At 60.9% G+C, this 18069-nt stretch carries 18 protein-coding genes; 11 read left to right on the forward strand and 7 right to left on the reverse strand.

From position 1 onward, the window contains the following. Window positions 1–32 precede the first annotated feature (32 nt). The 8 genes from O3300_RS21005 to O3300_RS21040 all read left to right on the forward strand — a co-directional run bounded on the left by O3300_RS21005 (window position 33) and on the right by O3300_RS21040 (window position 7021). Window positions 33–671, forward strand: a complete 639-nt coding sequence (locus O3300_RS21005) for a hypothetical protein (RefSeq protein WP_035822115.1) — start codon at window positions 33–35, stop codon at window positions 669–671. Window positions 672–690: 19 nt separating this feature from the next. Next, window positions 691–1257: a TlpA disulfide reductase family protein gene (locus O3300_RS21010; protein WP_251350275.1), complete on the forward strand. Its 567-nt coding sequence runs from the start codon at window positions 691–693 to the stop codon at window positions 1255–1257. An 82-nt stretch (window positions 1258–1339) separates the two neighbouring features. Further along, complete coding sequence (aroQ, locus tag O3300_RS21015; protein WP_034746628.1) at window positions 1340–1777, forward strand: type II 3-dehydroquinate dehydratase; 438 nt, start codon at window positions 1340–1342, stop codon at window positions 1775–1777. A gap of 91 nt (window positions 1778–1868) precedes the next feature. Next, on the forward strand, window positions 1869–2333 hold the full coding sequence (gene accB / locus O3300_RS21020; RefSeq protein ID WP_077408497.1) for an acetyl-CoA carboxylase biotin carboxyl carrier protein: 465 nt from the start codon (window positions 1869–1871) through the stop codon (window positions 2331–2333). A 101-nt stretch (window positions 2334–2434) separates the two neighbouring features. Beyond that, on the forward strand, window positions 2435–3850 hold the full coding sequence (accC, locus tag O3300_RS21025) for an acetyl-CoA carboxylase biotin carboxylase subunit (protein ID WP_099666524.1): 1416 nt from the start codon (window positions 2435–2437) through the stop codon (window positions 3848–3850). Next, a complete protein-coding gene (prmA, locus tag O3300_RS21030; protein WP_251350274.1) occupies window positions 3847–4791 on the forward strand; it encodes a 50S ribosomal protein L11 methyltransferase in 945 nt (314 codons plus the stop codon). Before accC ends, prmA begins: the two co-directional genes overlap by 4 nt. An 8-nt stretch (window positions 4792–4799) precedes the next feature. After that, entirely contained in the window at window positions 4800–6071 is a 1272-nt protein-coding gene (locus O3300_RS21035; protein WP_305054014.1) for a DUF3426 domain-containing protein, read from the forward strand. 11 nt (window positions 6072–6082) lie between these two features. Further along, the gene (locus O3300_RS21040; RefSeq protein ID WP_034746615.1) at window positions 6083–7021 is read left to right on the forward strand and encodes a carbohydrate kinase family protein; all 939 of its coding nucleotides are present in this window, start codon (window positions 6083–6085) and stop codon (window positions 7019–7021) included. Window positions 7022–7070: 49 nt separating this feature from the next. Here O3300_RS21040 and O3300_RS21045 read toward each other — a convergent pair whose 3' ends face one another. Beyond that, window positions 7071–7604, reverse strand: coding sequence for a YggT family protein (locus tag O3300_RS21045; RefSeq protein WP_305054015.1), 534 nt, complete (start codon window positions 7602–7604; stop codon window positions 7071–7073). A gap of 253 nt (window positions 7605–7857) precedes the next feature. Between O3300_RS21045 and O3300_RS21050 the strand changes: the two genes are divergently transcribed. Next, window positions 7858–8610: a hypothetical protein gene (locus tag O3300_RS21050; protein WP_305054016.1), complete on the forward strand. Its 753-nt coding sequence runs from the start codon at window positions 7858–7860 to the stop codon at window positions 8608–8610. Next, entirely contained in the window at window positions 8568–9005 is a 438-nt protein-coding gene (locus O3300_RS21055) for a hypothetical protein (RefSeq protein ID WP_305054017.1), read from the forward strand. Before O3300_RS21050 ends, O3300_RS21055 begins: the two co-directional genes overlap by 43 nt. Before the next feature lie 719 nt (window positions 9006–9724). On the opposite strand, the gene O3300_RS21060 is transcribed toward O3300_RS21055, so the two are convergent. The 6 genes from O3300_RS21060 to O3300_RS21085 form a co-directional block, all read right to left on the reverse strand. Further along, on the reverse strand, window positions 9725–10876 hold the full coding sequence (locus O3300_RS21060) for a ribonucleotide-diphosphate reductase subunit beta (RefSeq protein ID WP_071322017.1): 1152 nt from the start codon (window positions 10874–10876) through the stop codon (window positions 9725–9727). 118 nt (window positions 10877–10994) lie between these two features. Then, the gene (locus O3300_RS21065; RefSeq protein WP_305054018.1) at window positions 10995–13946 is read right to left on the reverse strand and encodes a ribonucleoside-diphosphate reductase subunit alpha; all 2952 of its coding nucleotides are present in this window, start codon (window positions 13944–13946) and stop codon (window positions 10995–10997) included. 391 nt (window positions 13947–14337) lie between these two features. Then, the gene (ampD, locus tag O3300_RS21070; protein ID WP_305054019.1) at window positions 14338–14949 is read right to left on the reverse strand and encodes a 1,6-anhydro-N-acetylmuramyl-L-alanine amidase AmpD; all 612 of its coding nucleotides are present in this window, start codon (window positions 14947–14949) and stop codon (window positions 14338–14340) included. Further along, window positions 14927–16006, reverse strand: coding sequence for a sigma 54-interacting transcriptional regulator (locus O3300_RS21075; RefSeq protein ID WP_369812308.1), 1080 nt, complete (start codon window positions 16004–16006; stop codon window positions 14927–14929). Before O3300_RS21075 ends, ampD begins: the two co-directional genes overlap by 23 nt. Before the next feature lie 120 nt (window positions 16007–16126). Continuing rightward, the gene (locus O3300_RS21080; protein ID WP_077408507.1) at window positions 16127–16387 is read right to left on the reverse strand and encodes a PP0621 family protein; all 261 of its coding nucleotides are present in this window, start codon (window positions 16385–16387) and stop codon (window positions 16127–16129) included. After that, a complete protein-coding gene (locus tag O3300_RS21085; RefSeq protein WP_099376527.1) occupies window positions 16384–17187 on the reverse strand; it encodes an inner membrane protein YpjD in 804 nt (267 codons plus the stop codon). The genes O3300_RS21080 and O3300_RS21085 overlap by 4 nt, the downstream gene beginning before the upstream one ends. Before the next feature lie 327 nt (window positions 17188–17514). On the opposite strand from O3300_RS21085, the gene O3300_RS21090 reads away from it, so the two are divergent. After that, entirely contained in the window at window positions 17515–18054 is a 540-nt protein-coding gene (locus O3300_RS21090; protein ID WP_099666515.1) for a hypothetical protein, read from the forward strand. Window positions 18055–18069 lie beyond the last annotated feature (15 nt).

Genomic DNA, 18069 nt, shown 5'->3' on the forward strand with positions numbered 1-18069 from the left:
GACTTTTTCCGCTTCGGAGTATCATCTCGCTCATGACGAACGATGCATTTGACGATAGCGCGCAGTTGCGCCTGGAAATCGCCGCCGCTGCCGCGCGCCTCGTGGCGCAGGATGGCGCCGACTATGGCAGCGCCAAGCGCAAGGCGGCGCGGCAAGTCCTGGGCGACGCGCCGAACCGTCCCAATATCCTGCCGGACAACGACATGATCGAAGAACAGGTGCGGCAATACAATGCCCTGTTCCTGGCCGACAGCCAGCCGGCACGATTGTTCCAGCTGCGCACGATTGCGCTGCAGGTGATGGAAGCGTTGCAACAATTTCATCCCCTGCTCAGCGGCCCCGTGCTCAATGGCACGGCCGGCCCCCACGACGAGATCTATTTGCAACTGTTTGCCGAGAGCGCCAAGGACATCCACATCTTCTTGCTGAATAAAAATGTCGTGCTCGACATGTCGGAAAGCCCGCATTTCAAGGGAGCGCGTTATGATGCGGTCGAGACAGCCAGTTTCTTGTGGAAAAACGAAGGCGTGCACGCGGCCATGTATGAGCTCGACGACATGCGCGGCGCGCTGAAAGCCAAGGCGGATGGAAAAGTGCTGCGCACCGACATCGCCGGGCTGCGCAGCCTACTGGCCGCCAGCCTCGCCGACGGCGTGCCGGCTGCCGACTAACATTGATATAGATAAAGTTATGACAAAAAAGAATTGGATCGCCTGCGCCATCGTGGCGCTGATGTTCGGCGGCATGGGTGCTTACGTCGGTTTGAGCAAGGAAAAAGCGAAAGAAGCGGGGAAAGAAGCGGGACCGCAGACGACCGCCATCGCGCCAGGCGCGAAGGGTCCCGTCAACGAACTGTATGCGCTGTCCCTGCCGGACGCGGCGGGCGTCACGCAGGCGTTATCGCAATGGAAAGGAAAAAACCTGCTGGTGAATTTCTGGGCGCCGTGGTGCCCACCTTGCGTGGAAGAAATGCCAGAGTTATCCGAAGTGCAAGGCCACTACGGGGCGAAAAACCTGCAGGTGATCGGCATCGGTATCGATTCGGCCAGTAATATTGCCACTTTTGCCAGCAAGGTCAAGATCGCCTATCCCGTGTATGTGTCCGGCATGAGCGGCACCGACCTGTCGCGTCATTTTGGCAATGCCACGGGCGGTTTGCCCTTTACGGTACTGATCGGCGCCGATGGCGAAGTCAAAAAGACCTATCTGGGTCGCTTGAAATTTGATCAGTTGCGCGCCGATCTGGATAAATTGTAAATTCGGAGCGTGCTTTTTTCTCTTGCCAATGCGTATCTTTGGCGGCAAAATGCGGAACTTTCGCTAAAACGGTCTTCCATACATGGCAAAAAACCTCCTTCTGCTCAACGGTCCCAACCTGAATTTGCTGGGAACGCGCGAGCCTGAGGTCTACGGCGCCAGCACCTTGGCCGATATCGAGCAGGCAGCAATGGCGCAAGCCATGGCGGCCGGTGCCGACCTGGTTTGCTTTCAAAGCAACCATGAAGGCGCGCTGATCGACCGCATCCATGCCGCGCGAGCGGAAGGGATCGATGCCATCGTCATCAATCCGGGCGGCCTGACCCATACCAGCGTTGCCTTGCGCGATGCGCTGGCCGGGGTCGCCATCCCGTTCGTGGAAGTCCATATCTCGAATATTTATCAACGCGAAACGTTTCGACATCACTCATTTCTCAGCGCGATCGCGCAGGGGACGATCTGCGGCCTGGGTATCGATGGATATCGGTTTGCCATCGACTTTGCGCTTAAAAAACGTTAATCTACGCGATCTGCACGCATTTAGCGCGGCGATAGGTTCTTGGACATCACCGCATCACTCATAAAACAAACTACATTCCTAGGGGTTTTACATGGATCTACGAAAACTCAAGACCTTGATCGACCTGGTCGCCGAATCGGATATCGCAGAGCTGGAAGTTACCGAAGGCGAAAGCAAGGTTCGCATCGTCAAATCGTCGGCCATGCCGCAAAACCAGATGGTCATGATGCAGCCGCAAGGCATGCCAGCCCAATACCAGCCAGCCGCGCCAGCCGCCGCTCCCGCTGCGGCAGCCGCCGTCGTGGTCGCCGCCGAGCCAACGGGCTATGTGGTCAAGTCGCCGATGGTCGGTACCTTCTACCGCTCTTCCGCTCCTGGCAGCGCCGCCTATGTTGAAGTGGGCTCGACCGTCAAGGAAGGTGATACCCTGTGCATCATCGAAGCGATGAAGCTCCTGAATGAAATCGACTCCGATAAAGCCGGTGTCGTGACCCAGATCCTGGTCGAAAACGGCCAACCGGTCGAATTCGGTCAACCCTTGTTTGTGATCGGCTAAAACCCAGTCCACACGGCCGGCAACGGCCGTTTGCAGTTTTAGCCCCTCACACTTGTTGTTTCGCCGGCTCGCCGGCTCTCACAGACATACGCGAACCTACCATGTTTGAAAAAATCCTGATTGCCAACCGTGGTGAAATTGCCCTCCGTATTCAGCGCGCCTGCCGCGAAATGGGCATTAAAACGGTTGTAGTCCACTCCGAAGCCGACAAGGACGCGAAATACGTCAAGCTGGCCGACGAATCCGTTTGTATCGGCCCGGCCCAGTCGTCCCTGAGCTATCTGAACATGCCCGCCATCATCAGCGCCGCTGAAGTGACGGATGCGCAAGCGATTCACCCAGGCTATGGCTTCCTGTCGGAAAACGCCGACTTTGCCGAACGCGTCGAGAAATCGGGCTTCGTCTTCATCGGCCCCCGCTCCGAATCGATCCGCTTGATGGGCGACAAAGTGTCGGCCAAGCAAACCATGATCAAGGCTGGCGTACCGTGCGTCCCCGGCTCGGAAGGCGCGTTGCCGGACGATCCGAAAGCGATCGTGCAAATTGCCCGCAAGATCGGCTACCCGGTCATCATCAAGGCCGCCGGCGGCGGTGGCGGACGCGGCATGCGCGTGGTGCACACGGAAGCGGCCCTGATCAACGCCGTGGCGATGACCAAGACGGAAGCCGGCACGGCCTTCGGCAATCCTGAAGTATATATGGAGAAGTACCTGGAAAATCCGCGCCACGTGGAAATCCAGATCCTCGCCGACGAACACAAGAACGCCGTCTGGCTGGGCGAGCGCGACTGCTCCATGCAGCGCCGCCACCAGAAAGTGATCGAAGAAGCACCGGCGCCGGGCATCCCGCGCAAGCTGATCGAGAAAATTGGCGACCGTTGCGCCGAAGCGTGCCGCAAGATCGGCTACCGCGGCGCCGGCACGTTCGAATTCCTGTACGAAAACGGCGAGTTCTATTTCATTGAAATGAATACCCGCGTGCAAGTGGAACATCCGGTCACCGAGATGATCACCGGCATCGACATCGTGCAAGAGCAGATCCGCATCGCCGCCGGCGAAAAACTGCGTTTCCGCCAGCGCGACGTCTTGCTGTCGGGCCACGCCATCGAGTGCCGCATCAACGCGGAAGATCCCTTCAAGTTCACGCCATCGCCAGGCAAGATCGTCTCGTGGCATGCACCGGGCGGCCCCGGCATCCGCGTCGACTCGCACGCCTACGCCGGCTACTACGTGCCGCCGCACTACGACTCGATGATCGGCAAAGTGATCGCTTACGGCGCCACGCGCGAGCAAGCGATCCGCCGCATGCAGATCGCCCTGTCCGAAATGGTGGTCGAAGGCATCAACACGAATATCGCCCTGCACCGCGAACTGATGATCGACGCGCGCTTCATCGAAGGCGGCACCAACATTCACTATCTGGAACAGAAACTGGCCGACATGCCGGACCTGGGCAAGAACCTGAATAGCGGCAGCCCCAGCATCGCCAAGAAATCCGAAATCAAGGCGGGCGCATGAGCTGGACGGAAATCGTCATCGAAATCGCCCGTGACAACGCCGAGGCCATGTCCGACGCGTTGATGGAAGCGGGCGCCCTGTCGGTCTCGGTGGAAGACGCCGATGAAGGCACGGATGCCGAGCAGCCCTTGTTTGGCGAGCCAGGCATGGAACCGAAGGAAGCGGCGTGGGAACGCAGCCGCGTGGTGGCGCTGACGGACGTCGACGCCGACCAGGCCGCCATCGTGGCCGCCGCCGCCCAGGCGGTCGGCATGACGGACGTACCTGTCTTTACCATGCGTCCCGTGGAAGAGCAGGACTGGGTGCGCCTGACCCAGTCGCAATTCGCACCGATTCACATCGGCAAGAATATCTGGGTCGTGCCCAGCTGGCACGAGGCACCGGATCCTGACGGCCTGATCCTGGAACTGGACCCTGGCCTGGCTTTCGGCACGGGCAGTCACCCGACCACGCGCCTGTGCATGGAATGGCTGGAAGCGAACCCTGCTCCCGGCAAGACCGTGCTCGACTACGGTTGCGGTTCCGGCATCCTGGCCATGGTGGCCAAGAAACTCGGTGCGGAAACTGTCGCCGGCGTCGATATCGACCCGCAAGCGATCGAATCGGCGCGCGACAATGCCGAACGTAACCAGTGCGAGATCGAATATTTCTTGCCGGACACGTTTGCCACTTCGGCACACGCCACGGCCAAGTTTGACATCGTCGTCGCCAACATCCTGTCGAGCCCATTGAAACTGATGGCACCGATGCTGTCGGGCCGCGTTGCCGACGGCGGCGCCCTGATCCTGTCCGGCGTGCTGGCACGCCAGGCGGAAGAAGTGGCCGCTGCCTACGCACCGTTCATCCAGCTGGGTGTATGGGCCGAGCAAGACGGTTGGGTGGCCCTGCATGGCCGCCTGGGCAGCACGCAAGCACCTGCGCCCCGCGCGGAAGGTGCATAAGCACAGCAATGGCCCTCGCCACCAAATGCCCCCATTGCAACACGATATTTCGGGTCGCTGCTGACCAGTTGAAGTTACGTGGGGGCATCGTGCGCTGCGGCACGTGCAGGGAAGTCTTTGACGGCAATGCCGCGCTAGTCGATCCAGCTGCGGCATCGCCGTTTTTAACATCCGGCCCCGGCACTGCCGCCCCCCTGTCGACCAGTTACCCGATCGACAACAGCCTGCCGTCCTCCACGGACGACGAACCCATTTATTCCCTCGACTTCGATACCTCGTTCGACCCGTTCGGCATCTTGCCGGAAACGGCGCAGCTCAAGGACGATGCAGACGATGGCGAGCACATCGAACTGGACCTCGACGTGGCCCTGCCCGACGAGGCGCTGGACCACGTGCCGGCCGCCGCACCGCTCGATATACCTGAAGCAACACCAGTAGAAATACCGGCAGAACTGCCCGAACCACCGTTGCCCCAGCCAATGGCGCCCTTCAAGCGCCGCCAGGTCGATGACGCGCCCGCCTTCGCCACGTATTTGCGCGATAGCCGCCGCGAACCGAACCTGGAAGCAGCGGCAGCCCCAGTGGCCCCGACATTGCCTGCCGCCGAAAAAGTCAACCTGGACAAGCCCCTGCCGGCGGCGCCTGCCGCAACCAGCCCCGCGCGCCGGGAACCCACGCTGGCCAACCCGCTGCCCGCCCCCCCCATTACGCCGGATGCCGCCGAAGAGCAGGAAGAACCCGTCCAGCCGCCGTCCGACGACGAGCCGGCCTTTGTGACCTTGGGCCGGCGCCGCGAACAGAGCGGCAAGGCCTTGCGCGTGGCCATGGCCCTCGGCTCGGTGGTACTGCTGCTATTATTATTCCTGCAAGTGATGACCACTTTCCGCAATCCGCTGGCGGCGCAATTTCCGCAGTGGAAACCGCCCCTGGTAGCCCTGTGCAAGCTCAGTGGCTGCCAAGTCGACTTGCCGGCGCAGATCGAGGCGCTGTCCATCGAGCAAGGCGAGTTGCAAACTTTGAAGGACCAAACCTTTTCCTACGTCTCGCTGCTGCGCAACCAGGGCCGCAGCGTGCAAGCCTGGCCCAGCATCGAACTGATCCTCAACGACGCCAACGACAAACCGGTCTTGCGCCGCGTAATCGCGCCGCGCGACTACCTGCCGGCCACGATCGACGTGAGCACGGGGTTTGCGCCGCGTTCGGAACAAGCCATCAAACTGTACTTTGCATTAGACCAGCTCACGGCGTCTGGCTACCATATCGCCATCTTTTACCCTTAACAGACACTATCATGACCAAAACATCGCTGATCTGCGGCTCGCTTGCCACCGACACCATCATGCAATTCCCCGGCCGCTTCGGCGAATCCCTGCTGGCCGACCAGTTGCACAAGGTAAACGTCTCCTTCCTCGTGCCCACCATGCGCACGGAGTTCGGCGGCTGCTCGGGCAACATCGCCTACAGCCTGAAAATGCTGGGCGGCGACCCGCGCATCGTCGGCGTCATGGGGCAAGATAGCGCCGCCTACCTGGAGCGTCTGCAAAAGCTGGGCATTTCCACCGCCAACATCCTGATCAAGGCCGACAGCTACAACGCGCAGTGCTTCGTCACGGCCGACGCGGACAATAACCAGATCAACGCCTTCCACCCGGGCGCCATGTCGTTTGCGCATGAAAACCCGATCGCCAATGCGGGGCCGGCCAAGGTGGCCATCATTTCGCCGGATGGCGACCAGGGCATGCTCAAGCACGCCGCCGACCTGGCCGAGCTGGGCATCCCCTTCATGTTCGACCCGGGCCAGCAGTTGCCACGCTTCAACGGCGAACAGTTAATCGACTTCATCAACAAAGCCACGTATGTGTCGGCCAACGACTATGAAATGGAGATGTTGATGGAACGCACGGGCCTGACCCTGCCGGACATCGCCAGCCGCCTGGAAGCGCTGATCGTCACGCGTGGCGAAAAAGGATCGGAAATCTATACGGACGGCAAGCGCATCGACATTCCTGTCGTGACCGCCAAGGAAGTGCTGGATCCGACCGGTTGCGGCGACGCCTACCGTGCTGGCTTGCTGTTCGGCATCACCAACGACCTGGGCTGGGAAACCAGCGGCCGCCTGGCCAGCCTGCTGGGCGCCATCAAGATCGCCACCCAGGGTGCGCAAAACCACGTATTTACGCCGGAAAGCATCGCCGACCAGTTCGAAGCGGCGTTCGGTTACCGCTATTAATATGTAGTCCGGTCGGCTTGTGCGCTAGCGCCAGGCCGACCTCCTCGTTTTACCTCAATACAATAATCATCCCCACCAGCACTTGCGCAATCTGCAGCAAGATCAACGCCACCAGCAAAGACAGGTCCAGGCTGCCGACCAGCGGCACGACCTTGCGGATCGGACGCAGCAGCGGCTCGTTCAGGGCCCGTACGAACGGCGCCAGCGGCGCATGCGGGTTGACCCAGCTGAAGATGGCTTCGATGATCAGCAAGGCCATGAAACCGTAGAGTATCCATTGCAGGAAGCGTTGCAGCGACTTGAGCAGTACCACCTCGACGGGATAGCCGGCAATAAACAGCACCGAGCTGGCCAGCAGCACGATCAGGAAGGCGCCGATCAGGCTGGCCCAGTCATACCCGCCCACGCCCGGCACCACGCGGCGCAGGGGGCGCACCAGCCAGTCGGACAATTGAAACGTGAATTGCGCCACCGACGAGGGCGGCCGCACGCGCACCGCCTGCACCCAGAAGCGCAGCAGCAACACGCCGCCCAGCAAGGTGGCGATGGTATCAACGATCAATGTAAGGATAACGATCAGCACGACTAATTCTCCAAAAAAAAACCGCTGTGTGATTGAGTCACACAGCGGCGTGTTGCCTCATCCAGGCACCCGTATCGCAGAAATTACGATGGGCGGGTGCTGGTTGGGAATGGCCAGGCTGCAGCCGGTGCCAACACGGTTTTTGCTACAGGTGCGATAGGCGCCGATGGCTTGGCGACAGGAGCTGCCTTCTTCGGTGCGGCCTTTTTAGGCGCGGCCTTCTTGGCTGCTGGCTTGGCTGCCACGACGGCTGGTGCCGCTGGAGCTGCGGCCGGCGCTGCGGCTGGTGCGGCTGCCACGACTGGCGCTGCGGCTGGCTTGGCGGCAGGTTTCGCTGCGGCTTTCGCTGCCGGCTTGGCGGCTGGCTTGGCTGCAGCTTTTGCTGCTGGCTTCGCTGCTACCTTGGCCGCTGGCTTGGCTGCAGGTTTTGCTGCGACCTTGGCGGCAGGTTTCGCTGCTGCTTTGGCTGCCGGCTTGGCTGCGACTTTCGCTGCTGGCTTGGCTGCTACCTTGGCTGCTGGCTTCGCTGCCACCTTGGCCGCAGGTTTGGCTGCCGCTTTCGCTGCTGGCTTCGCCGCTACCTTGGCCGCTGGCTTGGCTGCAGCTTTTGCTGCTGGCTTCGCTACTGCCTTGGCTGCTGGCTTGGCTGCTGGCTTGGCTGCTGCTTTGGCCGCTGGCTTGGCTGCGGCTTTGGCGGCCGGCTTGGCTGCTGCCTTGGCGACGACTTTTTTCGCTGCTGGCTTGGCTGCCGCCTTGGCGGCCGGTTTCGCTGCTGCCTTGGCTGCAGGTTTCGCTGCGGCTTTTTTCACTGCTGGCTTGGCTGCTGCTTTTGCTGCTGGCTTCGCTGCTGCTTTTGCCGCTGGCTTCGCTGCTGCTTTTGCTGCAGGTTTCGCTGCTGCTTTGGCGGCCGGCTTCGCTGCTGCCTTGGCGACGACTTTTTTCGCTGCTGGCTTGGCTGCTGCCTTGGCTACAGGTTTCGCTGCAGCTTTTTTCACCGCTGGCTTGACTGCTGCCTTGGCCGCTGGTTTTGCTGCGGCTTTTGCTGCTGGCTTGGCGGCCGGTTTGGCTGCGGCTTTTTTCGCGACTGGCTTGGCTGCTGCCTTGGCTGCAGGTTTCGCTGCGGCTTTCGCTGCTGGCTTGGCGGCCGGTTTTGCTGCTGCCTTGGCCGCTGGTTTCGCTGCGGCTTTCGCTACTGGCTTGGCAGCCACTTTTGCTGCAGGCTTGGCTGCGGCTTTGGCGACTGGTTTGGCGGCTGGTTTTGCTGCGGCTTTGGCAGCTGGTTTAGCGGCAACCGTCTTCGCTGCGGCTGCCGGCTTCTTCGCGGCAGGAGCAGCCTTGGCGGCTGGTTTCTTTACTTCTGATTTCTTAGCGGCTGTTGCCATTTGTCTCTCCTTCATCTGAGATGAGAAATTTAAGCTACAAGATTTAAACCCGTCCGACCCACCACAGGGATAGGCCAGGCGAATTATTCATCGGCACAAACGGTCGTTTGCGCTAATGAATTCGGCACCAGCTGAACTGCTGCAACTCCTCACGTTTGCAGCACTTCAGCCATCGTCGGTGCCACCCTGCTTTATCTCGCAGCTGGTGGCAAAGTCTGAATTCGGTCATTCGTTTTCGATGCCGTGCGTTTTTTCGCTCCTCGCATCGCGCTCGCCACAACACCCATCCGTCAAATAAAAAACCGCCATGCCTGAAAAAATTCGGGCACGGCGGCAGACGAAAACGGTGTGGTTTTGTGCATATCCGTGTAAATCTGTATCCCTGTTTTGCGAGGTTTTTTCGCTACCGCGCTGGTTAAAAAACCCCGCATTCTAACGCTCGCATTTGCAATCTCATAAAGTACACGAAAACCTTGTCAATGCGCAACCGGCACGACACGTTTTCGCCCGCTTTTTTGCACGTTACGCGTGCTATCGCACAATCGCGCGGCAAATGCCGCCGCCAGCGTCTCCGGAAATGATTTTTGGGGCCCGCGATGCGGCCATTCGCGGCAGCCGAAAATCCTGCTGCAAACCTCGTCGCATGACGCGATGAGGCACGCATTTTTCCGCCGCCATGCTGACGAAAAAAAAGCGCCGTCTCGATGACGGCGCTTTTGGGCGTTGACTGAAAAAGGGTTACTCCCAGTTCAGCGCACCACCGGTTTGATACTCGGTCACGCGCGTTTCGAAGAAGTTACGTTCCTTCTTCATGTCGATCATTTCGCTCATCCACGGGAACGGATTTTCTTCCTGGGCGAACAGCGGCTCGATGCCGATCTGCTGCGCGCGGCGGTTGGCGATGAAGCGCAGGTAGCCCTTGAACATCGGCGCGTTCAGACCCAGCACGCCGCGCGGCATGGTGTCTTCCGCGTATGCGTATTCCAGTTCCACGGCTTTCATGAACAGGTCCTTGATCTCTTCGCGGAAGGCTGCCGTCCACAGCTGCGGGTTTTCCATCTTGATCGTGTTGATCAAGTCGATGCCGAAATTGCAGTGCATCGATTCGTCGCGCAGGATGTACTGGTACTGCTCGGCCGCGCCCATCATCTTGTTCTGGCGGCCCAGTGCCAGGATCTGCGTGAAGCCGACGTAGAAGAACAGGCCTTCCATCAGGCAGGCAAACACGATCAGGGATTTGAGCAGCTTCTGGTCGTTTTCCACCGTGCCGGTGACAAACGCCGGGTCGGTCAGGGTGTTGATGAACGGAATCAGGAATTCATCCTTGTCGCGGATCGACTTGACTTCGTTGTAGGCGTTGAAGATCTCGCCTTCGTCCAGGCCCAGGGATTCGACGATGTACTGGTAGGCGTGCGTGTGGATCGCTTCCTCGAACGCCTGGCGCAGCAGGTACTGGCGGCATTCCGGCGCCGTGATGTGGCGGTAGGTACCCAGCACGATGTTGTTGGCGGCCAGCGAGTCGGCCGTCACGAAGAAGCCCAGGTTGCGCTTGACCAGGCGGCGCTCGTCGTCCGTCAGGCCGTTCGGGTTTTTCCACAGCTCGATATCGCGCTGCATGTTCACTTCCTGCGGCATCCAGTGGTTGGCGCAGCCGGCCAGGTATTTGTCCCACGCCCACTTGTACTTGAACGGCACCAGCTGGTTGACGTCCGTTTTGCCGTTGATGATGCGCTTGTCGTCGGCATTCACGCGGCGCGCGACTTGCTCGGCGTTCGCTTCGGACGGCTCGGCACCGGCCGGCAGGTTCAATTCGGTATTACCCAGTGGCGCTTGCTGCGCCGGACGCGGCGCAGCTGCCGACGTGGTTTCATCATCCCATGACAACGACATATTCTTCTTCCTTTCCATGCCGGCGAACCGGCGATCCGCAACAGGCCCGTTGTATCGGACAATGCGGACATTGACAACATTGAATCAGCCCGACCGTGCCGGGCTGACAACTAAAATCTTACTGGCAGGCTTCGCATTCCTCAAAGCCATCGTCACCCGGACGCAGGTAGCAAGCTTCGCCATCGGCGTCGTCCGCTGCCGCTGCCACTACCGGCGCCACGGCCACTGCTGCTGCCGCCACGACCGCCGCCTGGGCGCTCTGCGCGCTGGCCGACATGCCGCCATCGACTGCCACGGCGTTCAGGGCGCCCGTCTTGGAGGTCGATTTCTCCATGTGGGTGGCGGCGATGGTACGCAGGTAGTAGGTGGTTTTCAGGCCACGCAGCCATGCCAGCTTGTAGGTCTCGTCCAGTTTCTTGCCCGATGCGCCAGCCATGTAGATGTTCAGCGACTGGGCCTGGTCGATCCACTTCTGGCGACGCGAAGCCGCTTCCACCAGCCAGCTTGGCGACACTTCAAAGGCCGTGGCGTAGATATCGCGCAGGTCTTGCGGGATGCGGTCGATCTTCACCAGCGAGCCGTCGAAGTACTTCAGGTCGGAGATCATGACTTCATCCCACAGGTCGCGCGCCTTCAGGTCGCGCACCAGGTAGCCGTTGATCTCGGTGAATTCGCCCGACAGGTTCGATTTCACGTACAGATTCTGGAATGTCGGCTCGATACAGGCCGAGACGCCGATGATGTTCGAAATCGTCGCCGTCGGGGCGATCGCCACGCAGTTCGAGTTGCGCATGCCGAACTTGGCGATGCGTTCGCGCACCGGTGTCCAATCCATGGCCGACGAGGAATCGACTTCCAGGTAGCCGCCGCGCTCTTCAGCCAGCAGCTTGACCGAGTCCTGTGGCAGAATGCCGCGGTCCCACAGCGAACCGGCATACGATTCATAGCGGCCGCGCTCTTCGGCCAGTTCCGTCGACGCCAGGTAGGCGTAGTAGCAGACGGCTTCCATCGAGGTGTCGGCAAACGACACGGCGGCGTCCGAGGCGAACGGAATGCGCATCATGTGCAGGCAGTCCTGGAAGCCCATCACGCCCATGCCGACCGGACGGTGACGCATGTTCGAATTGCGCGCCTTGTCGACGGCGTAGTAATTGATGTCGATGACGTTGTCCAGCATGCGCATGGCGGTGCGGACGGTCTTGGCCAGCTTGACGTGATCGAGCTTGCCTTCCTTCATGTGCGCCGGCATGTTTACGGAACCGAGGTTGCAGACGGCGATTTCATCGCTGCTGGTGTTCAGGGTGATTTCCGTGCACAGGTTCGAGCTGTGGACGACGCCAACGTGCGACTGCGGGCTGCGGATGTTGCAAGGGTCCTTGAACGTGATCCATGGGTGGCCCGTTTCAAACAGCATCGACAGCATCTTGCGCCACAGGTCCAGCGCAGCGATCTTCTTGAAGACGCGGATTTCGCCGGCGGCGGCCTTGGCTTCATAGCCCACGTAAGCCTGTTCAAAAGCCTTGCCGACCTTGTCGTGCAAGTCTGGCGTGTCCGACGGCGAGAACAGGGTCCATTCGCCTTTTTCCATGACGCGCTTCATGAACATGTCGGGAATCCAGTTCGCCGTGTTCATGTCGTGCGTGCGGCGGCGGTCGTCGCCCGTGTTCTTGCGCAGGTCGAGGAATTCCTCGATGTCCATGTGCCAGGTTTCCAGGTAGGCGCAGACGGCGCCCTTGCGCTTGCCGCCCTGGTTGACTGCCACGGCAGTGTCGTTGACCACTTTCAGGAACGGCACGACGCCTTGCGACTTGCCGTTGGTGCCCTTGATGTGGGCGCCCAGGGCGCGCACTGGCGTCCAGTCGTTACCCAGGCCGCCGGCGAACTTGGCCAGCAGCGCGTTGTCCTTGATGGCGTCGTAGATGCCTTCTAGGTCATCCGAGACGGTGCTCAGGTAGCACGACGACAGCTGCGAGCGCAGGGTGCCCGAGTTGAACAGGGTCGGGGTCGAGCTCATGAAGTCGAACGAGGACAGCAGGCTGTAGAACTCGATGGCGCGCGCTTCGCGGTCCGCCTCGTTCAGCGCCAGGCCCATGGCCACGCGCATGTAGAACGCCTGCGGCATTTCGATGCGCACGTCCTGAATATGCAGGAAGTATCGGTCATACAGGGTTTGCAGACCGATGTAGCCGAATTGCAAGTCGCGGTCGGCAACAAGGGCCTTGGCCAGGCGTTCCAGGTCGAAGCTGGCGAGTACCGGGTTCAGCAGCTCGGCGGCGATGCCCTTGGCGATGTATTGCGGGAAATACGTCAGGTATTCGGCGGCAGCGGCCGCTTGCGGCACTTCCTTGCCGAACACTTCCTTGCGCACCGTGTGCAGCAGGATGCGGGCCGTGACCTGGCTGTAGGCCGGGTCTTTTTCCATCAGCGCGCGCGCCGCCAGGATGGCCGACTTGTGCAGCTCTTCGACGGGCACGCCGTCGTACAGGTTTTTCACCGTTTCAGCCAGGATGGCGTCGGCATCGACGTGCTTTTCCAGGCCGGCGCAGGCGGCGTTGATCAGGTCGCGTACTTCCTGCATGTCCAGCAGGCGGCGCACGCCGTTGTCGGTGACATTCAATTGTGGTGCGGAAACTTGTGCGGAAGCGCCCTGCGCTTCCTTCTGCAGGCGGCGCTCTTCCATGTGCTTGGCGCGGTACAGCACGTAGGCACGCGCCACGTCGTGCTCGCCCGAACGCATCAGCGACAGTTCCACCTGGTCTTGCACGTCTTCGATATGGAAGGTGCCGCCGCCCGGATGGCGGCGCACCAGCGCAGCGACCACGCCGTCGGTCAATTGTTCCACCAGTTCGCGGATGCGGGCCGAGGCTGCGCCCTGGCCGCCGTTAACGGCCAAAAACGCCTTGGTCATGGCGATGGCGATCTTCGAAGGCTCAAATGCCACCACCGCGCCGTTGCGGCGGATGATGCGATAGTCGCCCAATGCCGCGCCCGTGCTCGCCACGCTGTTGGCCGCGCCTGGCGCTGGCGATACTGGCGTTGGATGGATGGAAATATCTTGAGGTGATTGCATTGAAGCTCCCGTTGTCAGCTAAAGTCAGCCTGCAGTTTTGCTGCCGCGTGTGTTGTTGAATAGAACGCCCGATGGTCAGGGTTTCTTCAGGTGTTTGTTGCTAAATAGTAAATTTGTAATGCATAAAACAGCTCAGTATCCAGATCGCCACACCGCACTGCCCGGCTGGCGCGAAACACGATCGAGGGTGATGAACCGCCAGTTCCAGTGCTTTATCAGCAATCCGGGTAGCTTTGACAATAATTCTGAAAACGTCTGTGATGGCACTACATATAGTCTTTACATCCAACTTCTGTACTAATTGTAGTGCCCATCGGAGGGCGATGCAATAGTTTTCCGGCATCCGTCCGCGTAATTTTTTGTCTTTTCTTATACGATTTCGGTTGACTTTTCAGGGCATGGATGGAAAGCCCAATCCCCGCGAAGTAAGCGCTAACGCAGCTTGTCCGCGCAGGGTTTCCAGCCAGCATTCTTGGTAAAAATGCCAGTCAAAAAACGGCCCCGGATCCGTCTTCCTTCCCGGCGCGATATGCTCGTGGCCGCGCACCTGCGACAGCCCGTGGCGCGCCACCAGTGCCGCCGTCAGTGCCGCCAGGACATGGTATTGCCGCCGCTGGAAAGGCACATCGTCCGCGCCTTCCATTTCGATACCGATGGAATAGCCATTGCACTGCGGGCGTCCTTCGAAGGTGGACGCGCCCGCATGCCAGGCACGTTGATCAGTAGAAACATATTGCAACAGCGCACCATCGCGCCGCACAAAAAAGTGCGCCGACACCTGCAAGCCACGCAGGTCGGCGAAAGAAGGATCGGCATTATAATCTACCCGGCCGGTAAACAAGTCCGACACATGCGGCCCGCCAAAGTGGCCGCCCGGCAAGCTGATGCTATGGATCACCAGCAAATCGACTTGCACACCGTCCGGGCGCGCATCGCAGTACGGCGAGTCATAGCGCAGCGCGCCGTCGCACCAGCCGTCTTCATCTATCGTCCATACGCTCATCAAATAGGGCTTCCTGTATCGTCAATTTCTGCATACGGTAACGCAACTGGCGCACGCTCAGGCCCAGCTGGCGCGCCGCCCGTGCGCGGTGGTAGCGCGCCTGCACCAGCGCCAGCATGATCATGTCGCGCTCGGCCTGGCGCAAATACACGTCCAGCGGCAAGACCTTGGCCACGCCATACGCCGCCATGCCGGGCAGACACTGTTGCCGCTCCGACACAGCCGGCATGGCCGGCGCCGCCCGCAAGGGCACGTTGCCCGCCGCGGAGGGCAAGGCCAGCCCATCGAGCGCGATCACGCCGCCATCGGCAAAGGCCAGCGCCCGTTCCAGCACGTTTTCCAGTTCGCGCACATTGCCGGGAAACGCATATGCGGCCAGGGCCGCCAGCACCGGCGGCGCCAGGCTCACGACCCGGCGCGGCGACAGGCGCGCGAGGATCACCTCACATAATACCTGCAGATCGCCACGCCGTTCGCGCAGCGGCGGCAGCGCCAGCTCGATCACATTCAGGCGGTAAAACAGGTCCTGGCGAAACGTCCCGGCCGCCACGCCGCGCGTCAGGCCATGCTGGCTGGCGCACAGGATGCGCACGTCGACGGCCTCGTCAGTACTGCCGCCCAGCTTGCGCACGCGGTGCTCTTGCAGCACGCGCAACAGTTTCACCTGCATGGCCAGCGGCAGATCGTCGACTTCGTCGAGCAGCAAGCTGCCGCCGTGGGCCGCCTGGAACAAGCCCTGGCGCTCGTGCAGCGCACCCGTATAGGCGCCCGGACGGCAGCCGAAGAATTCCGCTTCCATCAGCGCTTCGGGAATGGCGCCGCAGTTGACGGCGATAAACGGAAAACTGGCGCGCGCGCCCTGCGCATGGATGGCGCGCGCCGCCAGCTCCTTGCCCGTGCCCGATTCGCCGCGGATGGCCACCGGCGCGCCACAGCGGGCGATGCGGCCGATCTGCGCGCGCAGCGCCTGCATGGGCAGCGAGTTGCCGCTCAGTTGCGGCGCCGGCGGCATGCCGTCGGCGGTCGGCGGGATGGAGCGAGGGCTGGGATGGGACATGGTGAGCGCGCCTTTCTGCAATGGCGGCGACGAACCGCCTGCTGCAGATGCTACGCCGGACGGATGCCGGAGGACGTTACGATACGGATGAGCAACGCACGCGCGCCTGCGGACCGCCCCTTACAGCGTGGCGTGCGCGTGGCTGCAGTAGTCGTGGCCCTTGGCCTGCACGTTTTCCGAGGCCGGGTAGTACACGCCGCAATGGGCGCAGCAGAGCATCAGCTCGGCATCCGGCAATTCCTGCGGCCGCACCGGCGGCGTAAACGGATTCGGCCGCTGCTGCTGTTGCGCGCGGGCCCGCTGCTGCATGCCACGGATCTTGCTGCGGATAGCGAACAGCACCAGGAACACCAGCGCCAGCCAGAATAAAACACGTGTCATGCGAATCCTCGGTGTAAAACCACTTCCAGTACAAAACGGCTGCCGACATAAGCCAGCAGCAAGGTGGCGAAACCGGCCAGGGTAAAACTCAGGGCCGTCTTGCCGCGCCAGCCGCGGAAGCGGCGGCCAGCCAGCAGCGAGGCAAACAGCAGCCACGACAGCATGGTAAACACGGATTTATGATCCCAGTTGAGCGCCTTGCCAAATAATTGCTCGGAAAACACGATGCCCGACAGCACGGTCAGGCTGAGCAAAATAAACCCCAGGCCGATCATGCGGAACAGCAACTTTTCCATCGTCAGCAGGGCTGGCAGCTGGTCCAGCGCCGTGCCGATGAAGCCGCGGCTTTCGCTGCGCGTGTGCAAACGCGATTCCTGCAGCGCCATCAGCACGGCGTGAAAGGCGGCAATCGTCAGGGTGCTGTAGGCGAGCACGGCCACGGCAATATGCCAGCCGAAGACGGCCGACTTGCCTTCCATGCTGACCTGGCTGCCGGGAAAGGCCCAGGCCAGGCCGATGGCGAGGACGGCGCTGGGCATGACCATGCGGCGCAAGCCGTCCAGACTGAAATTGCGGTTCTCTATCCAGTAAGCGCCCACCGAGACCCACAGCGCGGCCGACAGCATGGCGGAAAAACCGAAGCGCAAGGTACCCGGCGCCATCAGGTCGAACCACAGGGTGGCGGCGTGCGCCAGCCAGGCGACGCCGGTCAGGCCGGCAATAAGCCGGGCACGGGACGAGGGAAGCACCGCGCACACCGCATACAACAGGGCGGCGATGAAAAAGAAATAGATCTGCATAGTTTAAGTTTACACCATAGCCGACAAGCGCGATTCAGGCGACAGCCCGGGTGACAGGCACGACGCCGTCATCCAATGCCGCAAGCCTGCCATGATATCGCGCCTGAGGCATGACGGGGTGGCGCACCCTCAAGATTTCGGCAATCTTTCCTGCGGCACACTGTCACCGCGCTGCGGGTACGTTGCCATCCTGATTAGCCAGTCCTATAATTATGTCCACAAAGCAATATTTATCCACCCTGACGCCACCGCCCCCCCGCCATGTCTTTTCTAAAATTGTCCTGGACCTGTCTCTTGCTGGCCGCCTGTACTATATTAGGCGGCTGCATGAAAGATGCACCTTCCCAATCCACGTACGAGGAATACTTCCGTACGTCCATCCAAAGCTATGATCTGTACAAACAGTACTTCGACATCGCGAAGCTGGAAAAGCTCAATGGCTGGAAAGAGAACGAACAGTACGAAATCAAGGGCTCGGCCGTGCTGCGCGCCAAGGTGGGCTACCTGGAATTGCTGGCCGACGTGGCCGACAGGCTCGAAACAGAGGCGAAGACGGATGGCTCCGTGGGCATGACCATGGGCCTGGGCCTGATGGCGCGCGGCATGGGCGGTGAAAACAAGGTTTTCCGCGAATTCTGGGCGCAGCAGCAGGAAAAAAAGGCGATTCCCGCGCCGCTGCTGGCGCGCCAGGCGGCGATGACGGCCGAACGTTTCGAGAACCTGATGCAGTGGTCGGACCAGATCGTGCAAGACAATTACGGCGCCATCATCAGCCGCCAGCTCAAGAAAGGCGACGAGCTGACCCGCATCTACACGCTGAGCTTCCGCCAGACGGAGAAAGGCTGGATGGGTTTCAACGCCCGCTAAAGGCAACCCGCCACA

This window comes from Janthinobacterium sp. SUN206 (assembly GCF_030587305.1).
GTDB classification, from domain to species: domain Bacteria; phylum Pseudomonadota; class Gammaproteobacteria; order Burkholderiales; family Burkholderiaceae_D; genus Janthinobacterium; species Janthinobacterium kumbetense.